At 51.3% G+C, this 22,361-nt stretch carries 21 protein-coding genes; 5 read left to right on the top strand and 16 right to left on the bottom strand.

The features are described from left to right. Positions 1–45: 45 nt before the first annotated feature. The gene (gene ccsA / locus HMPREF3052_RS03355; protein ID WP_070748530.1) at positions 46–858 is read right to left on the bottom strand and encodes a cytochrome C assembly family protein; all 813 of its coding nucleotides are present in this window, start codon (positions 856–858) and stop codon (positions 46–48) included. A gap of 182 nt (positions 859–1,040) precedes the next feature. Here ccsA and ffh point away from each other — a divergent pair, with 182 nt between their 5' ends. Next, a complete protein-coding gene (ffh, locus tag HMPREF3052_RS03360) occupies positions 1,041–2,411 on the top strand; it encodes a signal recognition particle protein (protein WP_070748532.1) in 1,371 nt (456 codons plus the stop codon). A gap of 167 nt (positions 2,412–2,578) precedes the next feature. Here the strand turns inward: ffh and HMPREF3052_RS03365 are convergent, their stop codons facing one another. From HMPREF3052_RS03365 to HMPREF3052_RS03425, 13 genes are all read right to left on the bottom strand, one after another. Then, positions 2,579–3,274, bottom strand: a complete 696-nt coding sequence (locus HMPREF3052_RS03365) for a thiol:disulfide interchange protein DsbA/DsbL (protein ID WP_070748534.1) — start codon at positions 3,272–3,274, stop codon at positions 2,579–2,581. Between the two features lie 170 nt (positions 3,275–3,444). Next, a complete protein-coding gene (locus HMPREF3052_RS03370; protein WP_070748535.1) occupies positions 3,445–5,556 on the bottom strand; it encodes a TonB-dependent receptor in 2,112 nt (703 codons plus the stop codon). A 159-nt stretch (positions 5,557–5,715) separates the two neighbouring features. Beyond that, the gene (locus HMPREF3052_RS03375) at positions 5,716–6,249 is read right to left on the bottom strand and encodes an alpha/beta hydrolase (protein ID WP_070748537.1); all 534 of its coding nucleotides are present in this window, start codon (positions 6,247–6,249) and stop codon (positions 5,716–5,718) included. Between the two features lie 10 nt (positions 6,250–6,259). Further along, positions 6,260–6,604 (bottom strand): hypothetical protein, encoded by a 345-nt coding sequence (locus tag HMPREF3052_RS03380; protein WP_070748538.1) that lies wholly within the window; start codon positions 6,602–6,604, stop codon positions 6,260–6,262. After that, on the bottom strand, positions 6,591–7,370 hold the full coding sequence (locus HMPREF3052_RS03385) for an exodeoxyribonuclease III (RefSeq protein WP_070748540.1): 780 nt from the start codon (positions 7,368–7,370) through the stop codon (positions 6,591–6,593). Before HMPREF3052_RS03385 ends, HMPREF3052_RS03380 begins: the two co-directional genes overlap by 14 nt. A 44-nt stretch (positions 7,371–7,414) precedes the next feature. After that, positions 7,415–8,728, bottom strand: coding sequence for an amino-acid N-acetyltransferase (gene argA / locus HMPREF3052_RS03390; RefSeq protein WP_070748543.1), 1,314 nt, complete (start codon positions 8,726–8,728; stop codon positions 7,415–7,417). After that, on the bottom strand, positions 8,725–9,120 hold the full coding sequence (locus HMPREF3052_RS03395; protein WP_070748545.1) for an MJ0042-type zinc finger domain-containing protein: 396 nt from the start codon (positions 9,118–9,120) through the stop codon (positions 8,725–8,727). The genes argA and HMPREF3052_RS03395 overlap by 4 nt, the downstream gene beginning before the upstream one ends. A 99-nt stretch (positions 9,121–9,219) precedes the next feature. Next, a complete protein-coding gene (gene pyrE / locus HMPREF3052_RS03400) occupies positions 9,220–9,861 on the bottom strand; it encodes an orotate phosphoribosyltransferase (protein ID WP_003682682.1) in 642 nt (213 codons plus the stop codon). Positions 9,862–10,006: 145 nt separating this feature from the next. Then, positions 10,007–10,477 (bottom strand): 23S rRNA (pseudouridine(1915)-N(3))-methyltransferase RlmH, encoded by a 471-nt coding sequence (rlmH, locus tag HMPREF3052_RS03405; protein ID WP_036493712.1) that lies wholly within the window; start codon positions 10,475–10,477, stop codon positions 10,007–10,009. Between the two features lie 162 nt (positions 10,478–10,639). Further along, positions 10,640–11,359 (bottom strand): UMP kinase, encoded by a 720-nt coding sequence (gene pyrH, locus HMPREF3052_RS03410; RefSeq protein WP_002243681.1) that lies wholly within the window; start codon positions 11,357–11,359, stop codon positions 10,640–10,642. Between the two features lie 218 nt (positions 11,360–11,577). Beyond that, the gene (gene tsf / locus HMPREF3052_RS03415) at positions 11,578–12,432 is read right to left on the bottom strand and encodes a translation elongation factor Ts (protein ID WP_012779539.1); all 855 of its coding nucleotides are present in this window, start codon (positions 12,430–12,432) and stop codon (positions 11,578–11,580) included. A gap of 123 nt (positions 12,433–12,555) precedes the next feature. Then, positions 12,556–13,284 (bottom strand): 30S ribosomal protein S2, encoded by a 729-nt coding sequence (gene rpsB / locus HMPREF3052_RS03420; RefSeq protein WP_002230071.1) that lies wholly within the window; start codon positions 13,282–13,284, stop codon positions 12,556–12,558. A gap of 177 nt (positions 13,285–13,461) precedes the next feature. Then, positions 13,462–13,704 (bottom strand): hypothetical protein, encoded by a 243-nt coding sequence (locus HMPREF3052_RS03425; protein WP_070748547.1) that lies wholly within the window; start codon positions 13,702–13,704, stop codon positions 13,462–13,464. A gap of 78 nt (positions 13,705–13,782) precedes the next feature. Here HMPREF3052_RS03425 and HMPREF3052_RS03430 point away from each other — a divergent pair, with 78 nt between their 5' ends. Both HMPREF3052_RS03430 and HMPREF3052_RS03435 read left to right on the top strand, forming a co-directional pair. Then, entirely contained in the window at positions 13,783–14,376 is a 594-nt protein-coding gene (locus HMPREF3052_RS03430; RefSeq protein WP_070748549.1) for a 5-formyltetrahydrofolate cyclo-ligase, read from the top strand. A gap of 275 nt (positions 14,377–14,651) precedes the next feature. Next, positions 14,652–15,611 carry a hypothetical protein gene (locus tag HMPREF3052_RS03435; protein WP_070748551.1) on the top strand — a complete coding sequence of 320 codons (960 nt, stop codon included), beginning with the start codon at positions 14,652–14,654 and terminating at the stop codon, positions 15,609–15,611. A 246-nt stretch (positions 15,612–15,857) separates the two neighbouring features. Here the strand turns inward: HMPREF3052_RS03435 and mnmG are convergent, their stop codons facing one another. Both mnmG and amgK read right to left on the bottom strand, forming a co-directional pair. Beyond that, the gene (mnmG, locus tag HMPREF3052_RS03440; protein WP_070748553.1) at positions 15,858–17,753 is read right to left on the bottom strand and encodes a tRNA uridine-5-carboxymethylaminomethyl(34) synthesis enzyme MnmG; all 1,896 of its coding nucleotides are present in this window, start codon (positions 17,751–17,753) and stop codon (positions 15,858–15,860) included. Positions 17,754–17,835: 82 nt separating this feature from the next. After that, on the bottom strand, positions 17,836–18,840 hold the full coding sequence (gene amgK, locus HMPREF3052_RS03445; protein WP_070748555.1) for an N-acetylmuramate/N-acetylglucosamine kinase AmgK: 1,005 nt from the start codon (positions 18,838–18,840) through the stop codon (positions 17,836–17,838). A gap of 69 nt (positions 18,841–18,909) precedes the next feature. Between amgK and HMPREF3052_RS03450 the strand changes: the two genes are divergently transcribed. Then, on the top strand, positions 18,910–21,309 hold the full coding sequence (locus tag HMPREF3052_RS03450; RefSeq protein WP_349267315.1) for an LPS-assembly protein LptD: 2,400 nt from the start codon (positions 18,910–18,912) through the stop codon (positions 21,307–21,309). Next, positions 21,306–22,295 (top strand): peptidylprolyl isomerase, encoded by a 990-nt coding sequence (locus HMPREF3052_RS03455; protein ID WP_070748559.1) that lies wholly within the window; start codon positions 21,306–21,308, stop codon positions 22,293–22,295. Before HMPREF3052_RS03450 ends, HMPREF3052_RS03455 begins: the two co-directional genes overlap by 4 nt. The last annotated feature ends 66 nt before the right edge of the window (positions 22,296–22,361 follow it).

Here is a 22,361-nt window from a genome sequence, read left to right on the forward strand (position 1 = left end):
CCGTCTGAATTGCTCTTTCAGACGGCCTTTGTTTATGGTTTCTATTTATCCAATACGTTGAAGGACAATTTCTAGGACAAATTTACTGCCCACATAGGCAAAAATCAGACTAACAAATCCGACAATAGTCCAAACGGCAGCTTTTTTGCCGCGCCATGCGGTCATGCTGTGTTTCAGCAATAATGCACCATAAATCAGCCACGACATAATACTGAAGATGGTTTTATGCGTGAAGGTCATCGGCTTGCCGAAAATGGTTTCTGCAAAAAACGTACCGCTGATAACGGAATAGGTCAATAAAACGAATCCTGCCCACATACCTTGGAACATCAGTTTTTCCAAACTCAATAATGGCGGTAAGAAGCTGACCAATGCAGAAAAACGGCGTTTGTGCAGATTGCGGTCGAGCAAAAGGATTAGGATGGCAAATAAGGTAACGATGCCAAATAATCCGTATGCGAGCAATGATGATGCGATGTGCGACAGCGGCAATAAGTCTACGATTTGACGGCCTGAAAAATCACCCGGGAAAAGGAAACCCAACAATAAGGTCAATGCGGCACAGGGATACAATAAGAGTTGCACCCCGCGCAGACAGTAAAAGAAGCTGCCCAGGCAGTACATCATCAACATCAGCCAAACTATCAGACTGAGCGAATAACCAAAACCGGTAATCAATACCCTATCCTGCAATACCGGGAACATCAATGCTGCACCATGTACCAATAATGCGCCGCTCAAAATCAGCAACTCGGTTTTCAGCGGGTAAGACTTATTATTGTGCTTTTTATGTTGCACCCAGGAAAATGCGCCCAATCCGGCATACACCAGCATAAGGCAGATTAAGACAATCGGCATAAATATCTTTCTCAATAGACGTGTGAACACTAGATGGGCAGCCGGCAGGGTTTCAGACGGCCTTGCTGTGCGTATTTGTGTTCTTGAAGCATAACTTCGGACTATCGTGTAAAATAATCCGAATTTTATTTTAACAAAGAATGCCCTGTATTGGGCAGCTATTCTCATTATCAAGGATAAGTATGTTAGACAACCTGACCAACCGCTTCAGCAAGGTACTTAAAAATATTCGCGGCCAATCAACGCTGACCGAAGACAATATCAAAGAAGCCTTGCGCGAGGTTCGTCTTGCCCTGCTGGAAGCCGACGTTGCATTGCCCGTCGTTAAAGAATTCGTCAATACAGTCAAAGAACAGGCCCTTGGCCAAGAAGTCGTCGGCAGCCTGACGCCTGACCAAGCCTTTATTGGTGTGGTCAACCAAGCCTTAGTCGAATTGATGGGCAAGGAAAACAAAACGCTGGATTTATCGGTTTCACCGCCTGCCATCGTTTTGATGGCCGGTTTGCAGGGTGCCGGTAAGACAACAACCGTCGGCAAACTCGCCCGCCTGCTGAAAAACGATCAGAAGAAAAAAGTCTTGGTGGTATCTACCGACGTTTACCGCCCTGCCGCGATTGAACAGCTGCGCCTGTTGGCCGAACAGGTCGGCGTGGACTTTTTTCCATCCGACACCAACCAAAAACCGGTTGAGATTGCAACTACCGCCGTTGATTACGCTAAAAAACATTTTTACGATGTCTTGATGGTCGATACCGCTGGCCGCCTGGCAATCGATGAAGAGATGATGAACGAAATCAAAGCGCTTCATGCGGCGGTCAACCCGGTTGAAACTTTGTTCGTTATTGATGCCATGCTGGGTCAGGATGCGGTAAATACCGCTCAGGCATTTAATGAAGCCCTACCGCTGACCGGTGTCGTATTGACCAAGATGGACGGCGACTCGCGCGGCGGTGCGGCATTGTCCGTACGCCATGTGACCGGCAAACCAATTAAATTTATTGGTGTCGGCGAGAAAATCAACGGCCTCGAACCTTTCCACCCCGACCGTCTTGCCAGCCGTATCCTCGGCATGGGCGACGTATTGACCCTGATTGAAGACGTTCAAAAAGGCATTGATGAAGAAGCCGCCGCCAAAATGGCGAAAAAGCTGCAAAAAGGCAAAGGCTTTGACCTCAATGACTTTAAAGAACAAATTCAGCAAATGCGCAATATGGGCGGCTTGGAAAACCTGATGTCGAAAATGCCGGGCGAACTGGGTCAAATATCGAAACAAATCCCCGAAGGCACGGCTGAAAAAGCGATGGGCAAAGTAGAAGCCATCATCAACTCGATGACTCCTAAAGAACGCGCCAACCCTGCCCTGCTCAAAGCCAGCCGCAAACGCCGTATTGCAATGGGTGCGGGTACGACCGTGCAGGAAGTGAACAAATTGCTCAAACAGTTTGAACAAATGCAACAAATGATGAAGATGTTCAGCGGCAACGGCTTGGGCAAACTGATGCGCTTGGCCAAAGGCATGAAGGGGATGAAAGGCATGTTCCCAGGTTTGTAAGCCAACTTAACAGAAAACGCCGTCTGAAAAGTTTCAGACGGCGTTTTGTTTTGTATTCAAATTTAAAACCATGAGGCTTTAGCAACCATCTATTCTATAACGTCTAATATGAAAGGCCGTCTGAAATATCTTATTTTCAGACGGCCTTTGCTCATTCAGCCTTCAACTTATTGCGGCTTTTTCTGCTCTTCACGTACTTTGTCCACCAACTGGTCAATCGTGGTCATGCCGGACTGCCAGTCTTTAAATTCAACTTGGTATTTGCCGCCGACGATAACGGTCGGTGTGCCGCTGATTTGGAATTTATTGGTCAATTCTTCCATTTGAGCCGCACGCGCTTGACTTTCGGGCGCTTCAAATGCAGCCAATACTTTTTTGCCATCAAATGCAGTTTGCTCTGACAACCATTTTTTCAGGGTATCGGTATCGGCCAGATTGATTTTTTGATTAACCATTGCATCGAAAATATGGCTGTTGGCTTTATCTGATTCGCCAGCCATTTCCACTGCGGCGGCCAAACGTGCCAAAGGTTTCATTTCGTCGCCCCAAATCACATGCTCGCGACGCAGATAGGTATCGTCTTTGAACGTTTTGGTGTGTTCGCTCAAAACCGGCTCCAAATGGGCGCAATGCGGGCAGAAGTAGCCGAAGAATTCCAATACTTCAACTTTGCCGGCCTGCTGTTGTGGGATAGGAGTGGACAATACAGTGTAGTTTACGCCTTCAGTCAATGGGGCTGGCGCTACCGGAGCAGATGCGCTGCTTTGGGCGCTGTCTGCCGGAACGCTGGTTTCAGCCTGTTTGCCGCAAGCGGCCAATGCCAACAGGGTCAATGAAGTCAAAGCTAAGGTTTTCAGTTTCATAGGTATCTCTTTACATTCAAATCAATGTGCGGATTTTATGGCATTTTGTTGAAGGCGTGTTCAATTTGAGTGAAAAAATGTGTTTAGTTTTATTTCAGCCTTTATAAAGGTCGTCTGAAATATGGCTTAGATAATTAGCCTTATTTTCAGACGGCCTTTGCCTGATTTCATCAGAAACGGTAATTTACCCGAGCAGTATAGCCGCGCGGATTACCCGGCATGGCGTCCGAACGCCAATATTTTTGATTGAGCAGATTGGCTGCGGCAAAGGTAACGTTGACGTTTTTATGGTTCCAGCCGAGCATGGCATCAACTCGGGCAAAACCGGGAAGCGTGGTCACTTCTTTGTTTCTTGAATCGTAGCCGTAGCGTTTGCCCGTACCGGTTATGCCGATTTCGCCGTAGAGGTTTTCGGTCGGCGTGTAACGGAAGAACAGGTTGCCAGTAACGTTGCTGGTGTTATCCAAATGGATGCCTACGCGGTCGGGATTTTCTTTATCTTCAACGACTTTTGCCTGCATCACGCCCAACGAGCCGCGCAAATAGAGTTTTTTGGGGATGATTTGTCCGATGGCGGACAGCTCTACGCCGCGCGAACGGTGTTTGCCGCCGACTGCCCAAGTGTAGGGATCATTTTGCGCGTCGGGACGGTAGCGGATATTGAAGCGTTCGATTTGGTAGGCGGACAATGTGGTGCTGAGGCGGTCGTCCAGCCAACTGCTTTTGACGCCGGTTTCGTATTGGCGGGTGTATTCGGGATCGGCGTTGAACACGGCGGCAGACGAAGTGTCGATGCTCAAATAGCCGCCGCGTCCGCCATAAGGTGCGAAGCCTTTGTTATATGAGGCGTAGAGTGTGTGGGCAGGCGTTACGTTCCACACTGCACCGATATTGGGGCTGAATGAGTGGCCGCTGTACTGGCGACTGCTGCCGGTAAGTTTGTTTTCAGAATTAAAGGTGTATTTGTCGTAACGGCCACCGAGGACGAATTTCAAATCGGGTGTGGCGGAGAAGATGTTTTGCACGAAAATGCCGTAGGAGTCGGCTTTATGGCGATTTTCGGTGAGGACGGGTTGCAGCCTGCCCGAAGCCGGCCAGCTTGCACGGTCGTAGGGGTCGATGGAGGCGGAAAAGGCGCGGCTGTAACCCAAGGTCGGGTTGCGGTGTTCGCGGCTGTAATCCATGCCTACGGTCAGGTGGTTTTCAAAACGGCCGATGTGGTAGTCGCCGTTGAGCGTGAAGTTGGACGACAGGGTTTTGTTGTCGGTCTGCTGCCAGGCGTAGTTACGCTTGATTAGGCTGCCGTTTTCGCTGCCTGCATAGAAATGGTCGAAATCCTGCGCCGCCGTGCGGTGGGCGAGCTGCCATTGGGCGCGCCATTTGTCGTTGAAGGCGTATTCAAGGTCGGAACGCCAAACTTGCAGCTTGTCTTTCACAAAATCGTTCGGGTGGGCGAAACCCATACGGTAAGGCAGTCCGAAGCGGTCGTACACGGACTTGGTCGGGCTGCGGTCGGGTGTACGCTCCACATTGTCGTAGGTGTATTGCCCCGTCCATTTCAAGCCGTTGTCGAGTTTGACGGTAATGCTGGGCGAAACCATGACGTTTTTGCTGTCTATGCCGCTGCGGAACGAATTGGCACGCCCGACTTCGCCGGTAAGGCGGATGGCGACGTTTTTGTTCAGCACTTCGTTGATGTCCATATTCAGGCTGCGGTTTGCCCACGAACCGTAAACCGCACCGATATTACGGCTTTGTTTGAAGTTGGCGTATTTACTAACCATATTGATGACGCCGCCACCGTTGGTGCGGCCGTAAAGCACGGAAGACGGGCCTTTCAGGATTTCCACGCGCTCGATGTTGGCAGTGCTGCGGCGCACCTGGCCGCTTTCGCGTACGCCGTCGCGGTAAATATCGGATGCGTCGGCTTGAAAGCCGCGCAGGAAAATGCTTTCGCCGCGCATATCGTAGGCAGCGTCGATGCCGGCGTTGCCTTCAAGGATAGAACTCAAATCGTTCGTGCCGTAGTTTTTGTTTTTCTGGATGTTGAGCGTATCGACGGTTTGCGGCGTTTCTTTGATGAGCTGTCCGTTGCGGGTAACGGCGGCTTCGTCGTAGTTGATGTAGCCTTTGAGTACGCTGGTGTCGGACTGTCCGACCACGGTAACGGTGGGCAGGGTAGCGGTGTAATGTTCACCATTGTCCTGCGTATCGGCGGCAGCAACAGGGAAGGAAGCGATAATCAGCGTGGGTAATAAAGCCAAATGAAATGGTATTTGCATTTTTATACTCAATTTAACGAAACAACCGAATTATATTGCCTCACAAAAGAAATGAGAATAATTTCTTTTAATTATATTTAACATGATATTTGTAAATAAAGGCCGTCTGAAATACATATCGGTTTCAGACGGCCTTTCTTCTTGATAGACACTTCTAAACTATTTACTCAACAGCATTTCCTGCATCAGCTTCATGCCCCATTGCCAGCCGCCGAGTGCGCCGTTTAACTGGCCGGAATGCGGCGATTGAAGCAGACGAGCATGCCAGCGATCGGCCTGTTCTTGCGCCCAATCGCGTGGCGTGCCGTTTGTTTCGGCGATAACCAACGCTGTACGGCAAAGGCAGCGGACGCGCTGAAGCGTATGGATTTCGTCTTCGGGAAAAGCTTCTGGACGCGGCGAGACCAAAATAATATTGGTCAGGCGTTTTTGCGTCAGGATGTCGGCTTGATACAACCACGCCAAAAATGCAGATACGCCGGCACCATGAGCCACGACGGCAATATTTCTGCTGACGATATGGTCGAAGGCCGTCTGAATGGCGTGTTGCCATTCGGAAATGGTTTGACGGCCATCAGCTTCGGCAGTGTGGACAATCGGATAGCTAACCGTCCAACGGTCTATCCACATTTCCGCTTCATCCGCATCGCGTATCAGAAACAGTGCCATTTCTTCGAGTTCGAAGCTCTGCATTTCAGACGGCCTATTTGAGCAAGTCGTTGAGTGTAAATGCAATCAGCAATGCGGCAGGCACGCTGAGGATGGCACAAGTCGCCAGACAAAGTACGATGTTGGCAATCAGTCGCCAACCCTTCCAAGCAAAGCATTTGGCAGCAATCAGCAGGCAAGGCAGGGAAAACAGCAGCCATACCAACGCCCAAGTCGGATTGGCCTTGGTCGGTGTAACCAAGCCGGACATCCGCGCCAGCATAAACACCGCCCACACCAGCATAGGCAGCACAAATGCTGCCACGACCCACGCCGCGCCTACGCCGGTTTTGCCGTTTACATTCCAGTCATATTTACCCAAAACCTTATTCGGCAACATAGTCATACTCCACAACTAAAGGGGCGTGATCCGAGAATTTTTCGTCTTTATAAACATGTGCGGAAACGGCTTTGGCGGCCAACTCCGGCGTAACCATATGATAATCGATGCGCCACCCGACATCTTTCGCATACGCTTGTCCGCGGTTGCTCCACCAGGTATAGCCCGGCACATCGGGATAAAGTGTGCGCCACATATCCGTCCAGCCGAGCGTATGGATGACTTTGCCTATCCATTCGCGCTCTTCCGGCAGGAAGCCTGAGTTTTTCTGGTTGCCTTTCCAGTTTTTCAGGTCGATGTTTTGGTGGGCAATGTTCCAGTCTCCGCAGACGACGATGTCGCGTCCTTCGTTTTTCATGGCTTCGAGCATGGGATAGAACGCGTCCAGAAAGCGGTATTTCACTTGTTGGCGCTCTTCCGCGCTGCTGCCGCTGGGCAGATACAGCGAAATTACCGACAACTTGCCGAAATCGCAACGGACAAAACGGCCTTCCCTGTCAAATTCTTCAATGCCCATGCCGATTTGCACATTGTCGGGTTTGCGTTTGCTGTACACCGCCACGCCGCTGTACCCGCGCTTTTCGGCGCAATGCCAGTAGCCGTGCATACCGTGCGGATTTTTCATATCGTCTGACAGGTCGGCCTCTTGAGCTTTCAGTTCCTGCACGCAGACGATGTCGGCATCGGAAGCGGCGATGTATTCATAAAAACCTTTTTTATAGGCGGAGCGGATGCCGTTGACGTTGGCAGAGATAATTTTCAACATAAGATTTGAGTGATTTTTAAAAACGGATAATAGGATTGAGGTTTTCAGACGGCCTGCAAGTCATAAACAAATACTTTGGAATTGCGGCCGTTGGCATTGTATTCCTGCCGGCGTTCGGCAGGCAGGTCATCGGCTGAGGCCGTCTGAAAGCCCCGTTCGACAAACCATTCGCCCGTGTGCGTAGATAAGGCGAAAAGCGTTTTGATATTTAAGGCGCGTGCTTTTTGAAACAGATGTTCCAACAGTAATTCGCCGTAGCCGCCATCGCGCGCTTCGGGCGACACCACCAGACAGGCCAATTCGCCGCAGTCCGACTCGGAAAAGGTTTTCAGCGCCACGCAGCCGTAAATGTTTTGATCGTGTTCCAATACGGAAAAACTGGAAATATGGTTTTCCAAATACTCGCGGCTGCGGTGTAACAAGATGCCTTGTTCCGCCAACGGACGGATTAAGGCGATGATGTGCGGAATGTCGTCGCTGCGTGCCTGACGGATGGAAACAAACGGCTCACGCGCAATAGATGTACCGCTGCCCTCGCGGGTAAACAGCTCGCGCAACAGGCTACCATCTTCACGGCCGTTGAGAATCTGTACCCGCGATACGCCGTTTTCCAACGCACCTACCGCCGCATGCAGCAAATCGGCCGGCGCATCGGGATTGTCGTGTATCAGTTCCTGCACTTCACCGACAGACAAAGTATTGGCCAACGAGCCGTCGGCACGACGAATACCGGTTTCTTCGGTCAAGAAAACCAGTTTCTCCGCCTGCAAAGCCATGGCTACTTCCTGAGCGGTTTCGCACATACTCAGATTGAAGGTTTTGCCGCTGTACGAATGCCCCAAAGGACTGATAAGCACCACCGCGCCACTGTCCAAACGCAAACGGATTTCTTCCGCGTCGATTTTGCGGACGGTACCGGTATAGCCCATGTCCACACCGTCGATAACGCCCAGCGGACGGGCGGTAATAAAGTTGCCACACGCAATAACCGGCGGCTTGCTCCGTTGCGGTGCAGATACGCTGCTGAACAAAGCGGCTTCGACATCGCTGCGGATAATCCCCGCTACCTGCTTCACTTCCATCAAAGTCGCTTCATCGGTAATCCGACGACTGCCGCTGTATTTCGGAACAAAATCCCGACCCGAAGCCAATTTGTCGAGCAAATGCCGCGAACCGTGTACCAAGACCAAACGCAAGCCCAAGCTGGCCAACAGATTCAAATCTGCGGCCAAACGAATCAAAGTTTCGCCTTCCAACAGGCTGTCGGTCACGCCAACCACCATGGTTTTGCCGCGCAAATATTGGATATAGGGCGCGGCCTCACGAAAGCTGGCGACAAAATGGGCGATGGCACTCATAGCAGGGCAAGATAAAAGAGTTGCATAATCAAAACCGTCAGCGCAATCAGCGATGCCAAAGTCCAGTTGAAACCGTCCTTGCGCGTTTTGACCGCTGCCTGCTCTTCCGCCTTAGATTCTTCCTTAAGCGCGCTATTGAGCAAATCGGAAATTTCTTTGCGCGAGAGTTTGGAATGCTTGAGGATTTGCGCGCCGATGTTATGCACGAGGCGCACATCCGTTACCGCCACAGGCAGATGGGCCGGATCGGCCGGCAGGTTGCCCGACAGATAATCCTTGGCCTTAAACATCCCCGAACAACGCGTGCAGACCACGAAACCCTGCGCCACGTTCAACTGGGCATCTTTCACCCAATGCGGTGTTTTACAATGAGGACAAGAACAAGCAGGCATGAGTATTTTCCGTAAGTGTATTAAATCAAAAATATATTTTAGCTAATGTTTCAGGCCGTCTGAAAAATGTTTCAGACGACCTGAGCATGATGTTATGGTTTAAACCGCGCCGTAACGTTCGCGATAAGCTTTGACCGGCTCGAAGAAGCCGCCAAATTCGGCATTGTTTTGCAAGAGCGTGAACAAGTCGTTCAAGTTGGCAATCGAAACCACCGGCAGGCCGTATTGTTTTTCGACTTCCTGCACCGCCGACAATTCGCCCGTGCCTTTTTCCATACGGTCGAGCGCAATAGCCACTGCGGCAGGCGTTGCGCCTTCGGCCTCAATCAGTTTGACCGACTCGCGCACGGATGTACCGGCGGAAATCACATCATCGATAATCAGCACGCGGCCTTTCAAAGGCGCGCCCACCAACACACCGCCTTCGCCGTGGTCTTTGGCTTCTTTGCGATTGTAGGCAAACGGTACGTTTACGCCTTTTTCCGCCAACATCATCGCTGTTGCCGCCGCCAAAATAATACCTTTATAGGCTGGGCCGAACAGCATATCGAACTTCACGCCGCTGGCAATAATGGCCTCGGCGTAAAACTTCGCCAGTTGCAAAGTCGATGCGCCGTCATTAAACAAACCGGCATTGAAAAAATAAGGCGACTGACGGCCGGCCTTGGTCGTAAATTCGCCGAATTTCAACACGTTTTGTGCCAAAGCGAATTTGAGGAAGTCTTGACGGAAATCGGACATTTGGGTTCTCCCGAAAGATGTTGATTTATCAAAGAAACGATTATAAAGGATTCATGCGGAAAAATCAGGCCGTCTGAAAACAGGTTCAACCCTGCTTTTAACCGACAAGGCGGCATTGCCGTCTTATCTCGGCAATCAAAACGGATTATTCCCGATGATACGGATGGTTGTGCAAAATCGAAACGGCGCGATAAAGCTGCTCGGTCAATAAAACGCGCACCATGCCGTGCGGCAAGGTCAGGCTGGAAAGGCGCATCATCATGTTTGCCTGCTGTTTCAATCGGTCGGTCATGCCGTCTGCGCCGCCGATAATAAAGCAGACGTGTTCGCCGTTTTGCTGCCAGCTTTTTAAATGTTGCGCCAATTCGACCGAAGTCGGCGCTTTGCCGCGCTCGTCCAATACCACCAAAAACGCGCCCTGCGGTATGGCTTCCAGCAGGCGTTTTTCTTCAGCCGCCATGCCCTGAGCCGCATTTACACCCGCGCCGCGTTTCTCTGGCTTGATTTCTTTCAGCGCATAATTAACATCGCGCCCGAAGCGTTTGGCGTACTCGCCGACGGCTTCATCCACCCAACGCGGCATTTTCGTGCCGACAGCCAAGACGGTGATATTCATGGAGTATCCTTTTGTTATCGAATTGTCGGTTGGAAATTATGGTCAAGCAAGCCTTTAACCTGTTCCAACTATGGAAAACTGCCCACGCAACCGACTGAAAATAAAAGGCCGTCTGAAAGCCGAATGTATCCCGTTCGGCTGTTTCAGACGGCCTCTCAATGATTAGCAGTGAACCAGTGTACCTTCGTTTTCGCCGGTTACCACGCGTTTGAGCGAACCTTCTTTAGCAATGCCGAATACTACAATATTGAGCTTGCGTTCGCGGCAGAGGGCGAAAGCGGTGGCATCCATCACTTTGAGGTTTTTCAACAAGGCTTCGTCAAAAGTAATGGTTTCGTAGCGTGTTGCAGATGGGTCTTTTTTCGGGTCTGCGGTGTACACGCCGTCAACGTTGGTGGCTTTGAGCATCACGTCGCAGTTCATTTCCGCACCGCGCAATGCGGCGGCAGTGTCGGTCGTGAAGAACGGGTTACCGGTACCGGCGGCAAAAATCACGACTTTGCCTTCTTCCAAATATTGAATGGCTTTAGGACGGGCGTAAGTTTCAGCGATTTGCTGCATGGAAAGTGCAGATTGTACGCGCGCTTTGATGCCCAAAGTTTCAAATGCGTCTTTGAGTGCCAACGCGTTCATTACGGTTGCCATCATGCCCATGTAGTCGGCAGTAGCGCGGTCCATGCTGCCTGCTTGTGCAGATACGCCGCGGAAAATGTTACCGCCGCCGACAACGATACCGACTTGCACGCCCATTTTAACGACTTCGGCAATTTCGCCGACAGTTTGAACGATGGTATCGTGATTAATGCCGAACGGATCGGAACCCATCAGGGATTCACCGGAGAGTTTCAGTAATACGCGTTTGTATTTGATTTGCTGTGTCATGGGATACCTTGCTTTCTTGAATGTCGTCGGTCGGAGTTTGGGCCGTCTGAATTTTCAAACGGTCGGATTACAATGATATGGTGTGTCGTTCTATTATTGTTTTGTTTTCAGACAGCCTTTATATTCGACCGTCTTAAAATAGGTACCGTAAACGGTTTTCTCAAAAAAAAGCACCCTGATTCGTTTGGAATCTAGGTGCTTTCTTTTTCATAAGTGCCTTACACTTTAGCAGCAGCAGCAACTTCGGCTGCGTAGTCAACAACGGCTTTCTCGATACCGTCGCCTACTTTGTAGCGTACGAAGCTGACAACTTCGGTGCCGTTTTCTTTAGCGAATTGGGCAACGGTTTGGTCAGGATTCATCACGAATGCTTGGCCGTTCAGAGTGATTTCAGCCAAGAATTTGCGGATACGGCCTTCAACCATTTTAGCGGCGATGTCGGCAGGTTTGCCGGAAGCGATAGCTTGTTCGGTGTAGATGTGGCGTTCTTTTTCAACGGTTTCAGCATCTACTTCGGCTTCGCTTACGCATTGTGGTTTAGCGGCAACGATGTGCATACCGATTTTGCGTGCTACGTCTTCAGAGCCTTTGAACTCAACCAATACGCCCTCGGTAGCCAAAGCACCGTGGATGTAGGCAACCAGTTGGTTGGCAGTGTCGATCACTTGGAAGCGGCGAACAGACATGTTCTCGCCCAATTTAGCGATGATGGCTTTGCGTTCTGCTTCAACCAGTTCGCTCAGCTCTTCAACAGAAGCAGGTTTTTTCTCGGCAGCAGTTTTCGCAACGAAGTTGGCGAACTCTACGAAGCCGGCGTCTTTAGCAACGAAGTCGGTTTCGCAGTTTACTTCAACCAATGCGCCGACATTGCCGTTGATCGCGTAAGCCAATACGCCTTCGGCAGCAGTACGGCCAGCCAGTTTACCGGCTTTCGCACCAGATTTAATACGCAGGATTTCTTCGGCTTTATCGAAGTTGCCTTCAGCTTCAACCAAGGCTTTTTTGCATTCCATCATGCCCAGGCCGGTAGCGGCGCGCAGGTCGGCAACCATTTTTGCAGTAATTTCTGCCATTTTGAATCTCCTAGATTTTTGGGAACACGGCCATTGCCGTGTTTGGAAATAGTGGCCGTCTGAAACGGATTTCAGAACGGGATTTGAGAAAAGGGGCATAACGCCCCTCTTCTGTGTACCGAATTACTCGGCAGCAGCTTCTTGGGCAGCGGCTACAGTTTCTTGCAGCGCTTGGTTTTTGCCTTCCAAAACTGCGTCAGCGATGCCGCGGCAGTACAGGCGGATAGCTTTAGCGGAGTCATCGTTACCAGGGATAACGTATTTCACGCCGTCAGGGCTGTTGTTGGTATCGACTACGGCGATAACAGGGATGCCCAGTTTTTCAGCTTCAACCAGAGTACCTTTTTGGTAGCCGGTATCGATAACGAAAATCGCGTCAGGCAGGCCTTTCATGTTTTTGATACCGCCCAAAGAACGTTCCAGTTTTTCAACGTCGCGTTGCATTTCCAGAATTTCTTTTTTGTTGAAACCGCCTTCAGCAGCGTTTTCCAGGGCAGCAGTTTTTTCTTCCAGGCGTTTGATGGATTGCTTAACGGTTTTGTAGTTAGTCAGCATACCACCCAACCAGCGATAATCAACGAAAGGCATACCGGCACGGGTAGCTTCTTCGCGGATGATGTCGCGGGCTTGGCGTTTAGTACCTACGAACAATACTGTACCTTTGTTGGCAACCAGACGACGTACGGCTTCTTGCGCCTCTTGGAACATCGGCAGGGTTTTTTCCAAGTTTACGATATGGATTTTGTTGCGCGCACCGAAAATGTATTGAGCCATTTTCGGGTTCCAGAAACGGGTTTGGTGACCGAAGTGAACACCGGCTTCAATCATCTGACGCATAGTAATTTGAGACATGTTATTTCCTTGAAAGGGTTAAAGAGCACACATTCAATCGCATAGAACTTGATAGGCGGCGCCTATTGTCAAGCACCCTTCGGCGAAAGTGGGCATAAGTTTTAAAAAATAAAAGAGTGTTTCCGAAATGGAAAACTGACGGATTATAGCGGATAAGAGGCCGTCTGAAAAGGGATTTTATACCTTTCCGTCCTGTTTTTCATCCACCTGTACCGCCTTTTGGCGGGCCGCTTCAAACTCCGCCTGCTCCTGCCGTTTCATCAGGCGGTTGCGGCGGCGGATGGTCACGACCAAGACCGTGAACACAGCGGGCAACACCGCCCAAAAAACCAAATAAATCAACGCGCGCGCAATACTCGGCTGCGCGGCGGAAAACATCACGGCAACAAAAAGATAGCCGATGGCGACAATGTGCCACATTGTGTGCGTCCTGTTTGAATGTTAATAAAATCGTTATAATCGCAACATTCTACCGCAATCCCGAAAGGCCGTCTGAAAATGAGGAACCCCGAAAAATCGGCATTACGCAAACAGTTCCGCCGCGCACGCGCCCAAATGAGCGCCGACGAGCGAAACGCCGCCACCGAAACCATCAACCGCCTGCTCAAGCTCTACATCAAAAAAGGACGGAAAATCGGCGTGTATTGGCCGATGGGCAAGGAATTGCGATTGGACGGCTTTGTCCGTGCCGCACAAAAACGCGGCGCAAAACTCTACCTGCCCTATATCGAACCGAACACGCGGCGGATGTGGTTCACCCCCTACCCTGCCGACGGCGCCAAACAAGAACGCAAACGCGGCCGCGCTAAATTGCATGTCCCCCAATTCACCGGCAAAAAAATCCGCGTCCACCAACTCAGCCTGCTGCTGGTCCCCATCGTCGGCATCGACAAACGCGGCTACCGCCTCGGACAAGCCGGCGGCTATTACGACGCCACCCTCTCCGCCACGAAATACCGCCTGCAAACCCAAACCCTGGGCGTAGGCTTCGGCTGCCAACTGACCGACACACTGCCGACCGAACCCCACGACATCCCCCTAAACGGCTTTGTCTCCGAGCTTGGCGTATTGAAATTCAGACGGCCTCGATAGGACAATTATCGGTTTATTAAAATGATTAAAGGCCATCTGAAAACCTGATTTTAAGGTTTCAGATGGCCTTTTTTGTTAGTTAAGACTCTGGGGAAATGAAGATATGTTTGAAATTGTTGCTTAATGTGTAGGTTTAGGAAGCCTGAACGAGAGAAAGGCCACCTGAAAAAAGGTTGGATTATCAATCTGATAGTTGTTACTTGCTGTTTGAATAATTGTAAATTTTTTGTTAGGATATAGTAATATTTTCAACTATACGAGAGAACGAGAAGATAATGCGTTTAATCCGAGTGCTGGCAGGAGACTTCCCAAAAGCTACTGTTGCTTACAATGATTCATTTATTGTTTTCAACCGTAAAACAAAGATTTATCTAATTGATATCGAATCATATAATGAAAAAAGTGGCGAAGTAATTGAAGTCTACCTTTTTGATGGTAGACGACTTCTTATAGAACAAAATGATCGGTTTATCAAAACATTGCGTACCGCTTTATTTAATGAACCGCAAGATTTGGAGGTACGTAGGCAAAACTGGCTACAGCGACAAAGATCAGATTCTGCAGGGACTAAACAAAAAAATCCTATGAAAAAGGTGCTTTGGATACTTTTTGCAAGCTTTGTAATTTTTTCACTTGTTAGAGGTTGCGATGGTAGAGACTCTTCTAGTGACAGCAGCCAACCTTCCACTATCTCACCAGAATCCAAAATCTATCCAGATATTTTAAATTTCAAGTATACGAAAAAAGACAATCCGAAACTTTATCAGCGTTGGGGCAAGTCAGGTATTGCAAAAATTAACGAACTCATTCCAAAAGCAGCACTACTCATAGCCAAAGAATCCAGTTGCGACAGAGTGGAGCTTGTAGAAGTTTCTGACAGTAAAAGCAAACCTCGCAGCAAAATTGTATTCTTTGCTGATTGCACCAACGGTAAACGTTTCTATGTTTCCGAGGATGATATTAAAAACCAAGCCCATGTTACAGCTGTGCAAGATAAGCAGATTGATGAAGCTGCTGCTATTAACCTATGCGATGTCGCCATTAAACAGCAATTAGTAAATCCGTCCACGTTTAGAGGGCATGTTCTCGATACAGGGACATTCCTCGGAATAACAGAGAATATCGTAGTTACTCGTGGCTTTACCGCAAAAAATAACGCTGGCATGGAAATAGAGTACCGTGCTCGTTGCATTATTACTGATACAGACGTCGAAGTCAGTATGGAGATGAAATAACAAATATAGACACAAGTGTGGGTATTGCTCACATAAATTACAAACATATTCTGCTCTGACAATAAATTGCCTGCCAGAATAAGCCTTATTATTCGACAGGTTTTGGGTATGCAGTAGATCAGATTCTAGATTCACGCCTGCATGAGAATGACAGCAGGGATGCGTTCTATTTTAATCTACATAAATATGTGTCAGTTTTAAAAAGGCCGTCTGAAAGTTTCAGACGGCCTTTATTCGGATTAAACCTTACTTAGCATCTTTAAACCCGCGTTTCAAATGCACCATCAGCAATGCGACGGCGGCAGGCGTTACGCCGGAAATGCGGCTGGCTTGGCCGACGGTTTCGGGTTTGTGCTGGTTGAGCTTTTGCTGCACTTCTGCCGACAAACCTTTGACTTTACTGTAATCGATATCCTCGGGCAACTTTAAGGTTTCGATATCGCGGCGGCTGTCGATTTCTTCGTTTTGGCGGTCGATATAGCCTTGATATTTGACTTGGATTTCGACTTGTTCGACCACGCTGTCGGCAAGTGCGGTTTCAGGTTGTGCGTCGGGCAGGGTCATCAGTGTGGCGTAGTCGAGGTTCGGGCGGCGCAGGAGGTCGTGCAGGTTGGCTTCGCGGCTGAGTTTTTGTCCGAACACGCGGATTTGTTCGTCTTCGGCGAGTTTTTGCGGCGTGTACCACGTCGTTTTCAAGCGTTGGATTTCGCGTTCGATGGCTTCGCGTTTTTCGTTGAACATGCGCCATTGCGCTTCACCCACCAAGCCGATTTTGTAGCCGTCTTCGGTCAGGCGCATGTCGGCGTTGTCTTCGCGCAGTTGCAGGCGGTATTCGGCGCGGCTGGTGAACATGCGGTAGGGTTCGTTCACGCCTTTGGTGATGAGGTCGTCCACCAATACGCCGAGGTAGGCTTGTTCGCGGCGCAGCAGGAGCGGGTCTTGTTCGCGGACGTATTGCACGGCGTTTGCGCCTGCGAGCAGGCCTTGTGCGGCGGCTTCTTCGTAGCCGGTCGTGCCGTTGATTTGTCCGGCGAAGAAGAGGCCTTGGATGGTTTTGGTTTCGAGGCTGGCTTTGAGGTTGCGCGGGTCGAAGTAGTCGTATTCGATGGCGTAGCCGGGGCGCAGGATGTGGGCGTTTTCCAGGCCTTTCATACTGCGCACGAGCGCGATTTGGATGTCGAACGGCAGGCTGGTGGAGATACCGTTGGGGTAGTATTCGTTGGTGGTCAGGCCTTCGGGTTCGAGGAAAATCTGGTGGCTGTCTTTGTCGGCAAAGCGGTTGATTTTGTCTTCGATGGACGGGCAGTAGCGCGGGCCGACGCCTTCGATTTTGCCGGTGAACATGGGGCTGCGGTCGAAGCCTGAGCGGATAATTTCGTGTGTTTTCAGGTTGGTATGCGTAATCCAGCAGGACACTTGGCGCGGGTGCATTTCGGCGTTGCCGCGCACGGAAAAGACGGGAACGGGCGTGTCGCCGGGCTGTTCGGTAAGCTGGGAGAAATCAATCGTGCGGCCGTCGATGCGCGGCGGTGTGCCGGTTTTCAGACGGCCTTGCGGCAGGTTTAATTCGCGCAAACGGCCGCCCAGCGATTTGGCGGCGGGGTCGCCCGCGCGGCCGCCTTCGTAGTTTTCCAAACCGATGTGGATTTTGCCGGACAAAAACGTGCCTGCGGTCAGCACCACGGCGCGGGCTTTAAATTCCACGCCCATCGCGGTGATTACGCCGCTGATGCGGTCGCCGTCGAGCGTGACGTCTTCGACGGCTTGTTGGAAAAGGTCGAGGTTTTCTTGGTTTTCCAACATTTCGCGTATGGCGGCTTTATATAGGATACGGTCGGCCTGCGCGCGCGTGGCTCGCACCGCCGCGCCTTTGCTGGCGTTCAAACGGCGGAACTGGATACCGGATTTGTCGGTGGCCAACGCCATCGCGCCGCCCAATGCGTCGAGTTCGCGCACGAGGTGGCCCTTGCCGATACCGCCGATGGAGGGATTGCACGACATTTGGCCGAGGGTTTCGATGTTGTGCGAGAGCAGCAGGGTTTGCGCACCCATGCGTGCGGCGGCAAGCGCGGCTTCGGTACCGGCATGGCCGCCACCGACGACAATCACGTCGTAGGTTTTGGGGTAAATCATGTAAGTCATTTTTATATGTTCTGTAAAGGTTTCAGACGGCCTTTTGTTGATCAGGCCGTCTGAAAAGTGGAATCAAATCTTAAAACCAAGCTTAGAAGGTATAGCCTGTTTCCAATTCGTCATCGCCGACCAATTCGACCAGCAACGCATACAGCGGCGCCAAATCGTTGTAACGGCGGGATACGCGGCGCAAGTAGTTCAAGAAGCGCGGAATTTCAGGACGGTATTTGTCTTTGCCGTCGCGGTAGTACAGGCGGGCAAAAATACCGGCCACTTTCAAATGGCGTTGTACACCCATCCATTCAAACCAGCGGTAGAACTCGTCAAACTCGGCAGGCACAGGCAGCTGGGCGGCGCGTGCTTTTTCCCAGTAACGGATAACCAAGTCCAATACAAATTCTTCTTCCCATTCGATAAATGCATCGCGCAACAGCGACACCAAATCATAGGAAATCGGGCCGTAAAGCGCGTCTTGGAAGTCCAACACGCCCGGACGACCTTTTGCCAGCATCAGATTGCGGACGATAAAGTCGCGGTGGACATACACTTTAGGCTGCGCCAACAGAGGCGGCAACAGCGTGTCGACGGTTTGCTGCCACAACTGACGTTGCTTGAAAGTCAGCTCGCGGCCCAATTCTTTGGCCACAAACCATTCGGAGAACAAGTTAATCTCGCGCAGCATGATTTCGCGGTCGTATTCCGGCAGTTTTCCGGGCTGGCTGGCCTTTTGCAGTTCGATCAGTTCGTCGATGGCTTCAAGCAGCAGGGCTTTGTGGGCGGTTGCACTGTTTTCCTGATTCATGGCGGCCAGGAATGTGGTATTGCCCAAATCGTTCAACACCATAAAGCCCAACGCTTCATCCACATGAAGCACTTGCGGCACATTGACCATGTTAAACAGTTTTTGTACTTTCAAATAAGGCGCAACACTCATCTTCTCAGGAGGCGCGTCCATACAGATAACGGTCTGGCCGTCTGAAAACGTCGCACGGAAATAGCGGCGGAAGTCGGCATCGGCTGCCGCAAAGCTCAATTCGAACGGCTGGTTCGGGTAAACAGACTCCAGCCAGTTTTGTAATTCGGTTTGTCGTTGCATAGCGGTATCGCAGAATTTCAGGTTACAATAACCGCTATTCTAACTGGCAAACCGATTTAAGGGGCGATTTTGGCTCGTTTATTTTCACTCAAACCCTTGGTACTCGCCTTAATTATGGGCTTTGGCGCAACAGCCGTGCGCGCGGAAGATGCTTCTGTTCCGCAGGCGGAAGACTATACCCCTGCCCACACCTCCGCATCCAAACCGGCAAAAACCAGCCAAAGCGAAGCCGATCCGCTTTCTTTGGGCAGCACTTGCCTGTTTTGCGACCACGAAGATGCCAAGCCGGCCGAAACCGCCGAAATCAAACGCAGCGGCGAGCCTGCCCTGCCTGCCGATTACACCCGCGTCAACGCCGATAAAATAGAAGGCCAAACCCAGGTCGGCGTCCGTGCCGAAGGCGACGTCATCGTCGAGCGCAATGCCGATGTTCTCAACGCCGATTGGGCGCAATACGACCAAGCCACCGATACCGTTACCGCCGGCGACCGCTTTACTCTGTATCAAAACGGTTCGACCGTATCCGGCGACCAATTGGTTTACAACCTCAAAGACCAAACCGGTTCCGGCACCGCCGTGCGCCTCAATACCGAACAAGGCGGACGCCGCCTTCAAAGTGTCAGCGAAAAAGCCGAACTCAAAGGCAAAGGCCTCTACAAACTCATCAATACCAAATTCAACACCTGTTCGCCCGGCGATGCCAGCTGGTATATCCAAGCGCAAAGCATTGAGGCCGATGAATCGACTGGTATCGGCGTGGCCAAACACGCTTCGCTCGTATTCGGCGGCGTATCCGTCCTCTACACGCCTTGGGCGGACTTCCCCATCAATGGCAACCGCAAAAGCGGCCTGCTCGTTCCGACCATTGCCACAGGTTCAGACGGCCTTGAGCTGAGCCTGCCCTACTACTTCAACCTTGCGCCGAATTTGGATACCACCATCCGCCCGGGCATTATCAGCAAACGCGGCGTGCAACTGGGCGGCCAAGTCCGTTATCTGCAACCGAATTACAGCGGCGAAGTCGATGGCGACTGGATGCCCAACGACCAAAAAAGCGTCCACAACAACCGCTACCAGTTCAAATGGAAACACCAGCAGCAGCTGAACAGCAAAATCAGCGGCGGCATCAACTACAACCAAGTTTCCGACGACGATTACTACCGCGACTTCTACGGCCGCGAAGACATCGCGCGCAACGTCAACCTCGACCGTCAGGCATGGCTCAATTACAGCGACAAACTGTTGGGTGGCAGCTTTGACGGCTCGTTGCGCGTACAAAAATACCAAACGCTGGCCAACCAAGACGGCTATAAGGACGAACCTTATGCCATCATGCCCCGTCTGACCGGCCGTTGGCAAAGCCATCTCGGCAAAGCGCAACTCAACGTGTTCGGCCAATTCACCCGTTTTGACCACGATACCAAGCAAGACGGCAGCCGCGTGGTGCTCTACCCGAGCGTCAAATGGGATTTCCACAACCAATGGGGCTACATCCGGCCTAAAGTCGGCGTACACGCCACTTATTACAGCCTCAACAGCTTCAACGGCCAAAGCAGCCGCAATGTCAGCCGCGTCCTGCCGATTATCAACGTCGACAGCGGCCTGACTTTCGAGCGCAGGGCCCGGCTCTTCGGCGGGGAATACCTGCAAACGCTTGAACCGCGCCTGTTTTACAACTACATTCCGACCAAGTCCCAAAACGACCTGCCTAATTTCGACAGCTCTGAAAACAGCTTTACCTATTCGCAGCTGTTCCGCGAAAACCTTTATTCCGGCAACGACCGCATCAATTCGGCCAACAGCCTGACGCTGGCCACACAAAGCCGTATCCTCAACCCCAACACCGGTGCGGAACTCTTCCGTGCAGGTATCGGCCAGAAGTTTTACTTCAAAAACGACAACGTCCTGCCTGACGGCAGCGTCAGCCGTTATCCGCGCAGCCAGTCCGACTGGGTAGCCTTTGCACACGGCAACATTACCCCGAGCATCCGCATCGACTTGGACATCCACTACAACCAAAACCAAAGCCGTGCCGAAAGCTACGCCGCAGGGATTGCCTACAACCCCGAACCCGGCAAAGTCTTAAGCGCGCGCTACAAATACGGACGCAACGAGCGCATTTATCTGCAAGCCAACGGCGACTATTTCTACGACAGGCTCAGCCAAGTCGACCTTGCCGCCCAATGGCCGTTGAGTAAAAACCTGTACGCCGTTGCCCGTTACAACTACGAAATCGAAGCCAAAAAACCGCTGGAAATGCTCATCGGTGCAGAATACAAAAGCAACTGCGGCTGCTGGAGCGCAAGCTTGGTCGGCCAACGCTATGTTACCGGCGAAAACAGCCACAAAAACGCCGTATTCTTCAACCTCCAACTCAAAGACTTGAGCAATATCGGCAACAACCCATTCGAAAAACTCCGCTTAGCCATCCCCGGTTACAGCAAAACCAACGAGGTAGTCAAACAATGAACTTCAAACCCCTGATTCTCGTCGCCGCACTCACTCTCGCAGTAGGCGCACACGCCGCCCCTAAAGCCAAAGCGACCAAAGCGCGCGCAGCCAAAGCAGCTGCCGTCAGCGCCACCACCATGCCAGCCGTACAAAGCGGCGTACATCTTTCAGACGGCATTGCCGCGGTTGTCGACAACGAAGTCATTACCCACCGCCAAGTAGCGCAAGCCGTAGCGCAAGCGCGTCAAACCATGCCTAAAGGCACACAAATGGACGCCAACGAGCTGCGCCAACAAGTTTTGGCACAAATGATCAACCAATCCCTGATCCTCCAAGCAGGCAAACGCCGCAACATCCAAGCAACCGATAGCGAAATCGAAGCCGTTATCGCGCACAACCCCAACATCAAAAATCCGTCTGCCGCTGTCCGTCAAGACATCGCCGACAGCATTATTGTTGAAAAAGTGCGCCAACAGGCCATCATGCAAAACAGCCGCGTCAGCGACTCCGAAGTGGCACGTTACATCGAGCAGGCCAAACAACAAGGCATCACCCTGCCCGAAGCCGACCCTGTGCGCCAATATCATGCCCAACACATCCTCATTAAAGCCGACAACGACAATGCCGCCGTCGGCGCAGAAAGCACCATCCGCAAAATCTACTCACAAGCCCGCAGCGGCGCAGATTTCGGCGGTTTGGCACGCCAATACTCGCAAGACAGCAGCGCCGGCAACGGCGGCGATTTGGGCTGGTTTGCCGACGGCATGATGGTTGCCCCATTTGAAGAAGCCGTCCACAAACTCAAACCCGGCCAAATCAGCGCCCCTATCCGCACCCAATTCGGCTGGCACATCATCAAGCTGAACGACGTCCGCGAAGCAGGTACGCCTGAAGAGCGCCAACAAAACGCCGTCCGCCAATACCTGTCCCAACAAAAAGCGCAACAGGCGACCACCAACCTCCTGCGCGAACTGCACAGCAGCTCCTACGTTGACGTACGCTAATCGCGCGTATTGTTAAAAAGGCAGAAATCCGTACAATAAGGCCGTCTGAAAACCATTGTTCAGACG

Origin of the sequence: Neisseria sp. HMSC056A03 (assembly GCF_001815685.1) — a bacterium.
Lineage (GTDB): Bacteria > Pseudomonadota > Gammaproteobacteria > Burkholderiales > Neisseriaceae > Neisseria > Neisseria subflava.

Excerpts from the sequence above, each read along its gene's own strand:
- HMPREF3052_RS03380 (WP_070748538.1), bottom strand. The coding sequence starts at position 6,604 with ATGTTGCCGAATAAGGTTTTGGGTAAATATGACTGGAATGTAAACGGC.
- amgK (WP_070748555.1), bottom strand. The coding sequence starts at position 18,840 with ATGCAACGACAAACCGAATTACAAAACTGGCTGGAGTCTGTTTACCCG.
- ccsA (WP_070748530.1), bottom strand. The coding sequence starts at position 858 with ATGCCGATTGTCTTAATCTGCCTTATGCTGGTGTATGCCGGATTGGGC.
- tsf (WP_012779539.1), bottom strand. The coding sequence starts at position 12,432 with ATGGCAGAAATTACTGCAAAAATGGTTGCCGACCTGCGCGCCGCTACC.
- HMPREF3052_RS03370 (WP_070748535.1), bottom strand. The coding sequence starts at position 5,556 with ATGCAAATACCATTTCATTTGGCTTTATTACCCACGCTGATTATCGCT.
- HMPREF3052_RS03365 (WP_070748534.1), bottom strand. The coding sequence starts at position 3,274 with ATGAAACTGAAAACCTTAGCTTTGACTTCATTGACCCTGTTGGCATTG.
- argA (WP_070748543.1), bottom strand. The coding sequence starts at position 8,728 with ATGAGTGCCATCGCCCATTTTGTCGCCAGCTTTCGTGAGGCCGCGCCC.
- pyrE (WP_003682682.1), bottom strand. The coding sequence starts at position 9,861 with ATGTCCGATTTCCGTCAAGACTTCCTCAAATTCGCTTTGGCACAAAAC.
- HMPREF3052_RS03395 (WP_070748545.1), bottom strand. The coding sequence starts at position 9,120 with ATGCCTGCTTGTTCTTGTCCTCATTGTAAAACACCGCATTGGGTGAAA.
- ffh (WP_070748532.1), top strand. The coding sequence starts at position 1,041 with ATGTTAGACAACCTGACCAACCGCTTCAGCAAGGTACTTAAAAATATT.
- mnmG (WP_070748553.1), bottom strand. The coding sequence starts at position 17,753 with ATGACTTACATGATTTACCCCAAAACCTACGACGTGATTGTCGTCGGT.
- HMPREF3052_RS03430 (WP_070748549.1), top strand. The coding sequence starts at position 13,783 with ATGAGGAACCCCGAAAAATCGGCATTACGCAAACAGTTCCGCCGCGCA.
- HMPREF3052_RS03425 (WP_070748547.1), bottom strand. The coding sequence starts at position 13,704 with ATGTGGCACATTGTCGCCATCGGCTATCTTTTTGTTGCCGTGATGTTT.
- HMPREF3052_RS03375 (WP_070748537.1), bottom strand. The coding sequence starts at position 6,249 with ATGCAGAGCTTCGAACTCGAAGAAATGGCACTGTTTCTGATACGCGAT.
- rlmH (WP_036493712.1), bottom strand. The coding sequence starts at position 10,477 with ATGAATATCACCGTCTTGGCTGTCGGCACGAAAATGCCGCGTTGGGTG.
- pyrH (WP_002243681.1), bottom strand. The coding sequence starts at position 11,359 with ATGACACAGCAAATCAAATACAAACGCGTATTACTGAAACTCTCCGGT.
- rpsB (WP_002230071.1), bottom strand. The coding sequence starts at position 13,284 with ATGTCTCAAATTACTATGCGTCAGATGATTGAAGCCGGTGTTCACTTC.
- HMPREF3052_RS03385 (WP_070748540.1), bottom strand. The coding sequence starts at position 7,370 with ATGTTGAAAATTATCTCTGCCAACGTCAACGGCATCCGCTCCGCCTAT.
- HMPREF3052_RS03435 (WP_070748551.1), top strand. The coding sequence starts at position 14,652 with ATGCGTTTAATCCGAGTGCTGGCAGGAGACTTCCCAAAAGCTACTGTT.
- HMPREF3052_RS03455 (WP_070748559.1), top strand. The coding sequence starts at position 21,306 with ATGAACTTCAAACCCCTGATTCTCGTCGCCGCACTCACTCTCGCAGTA.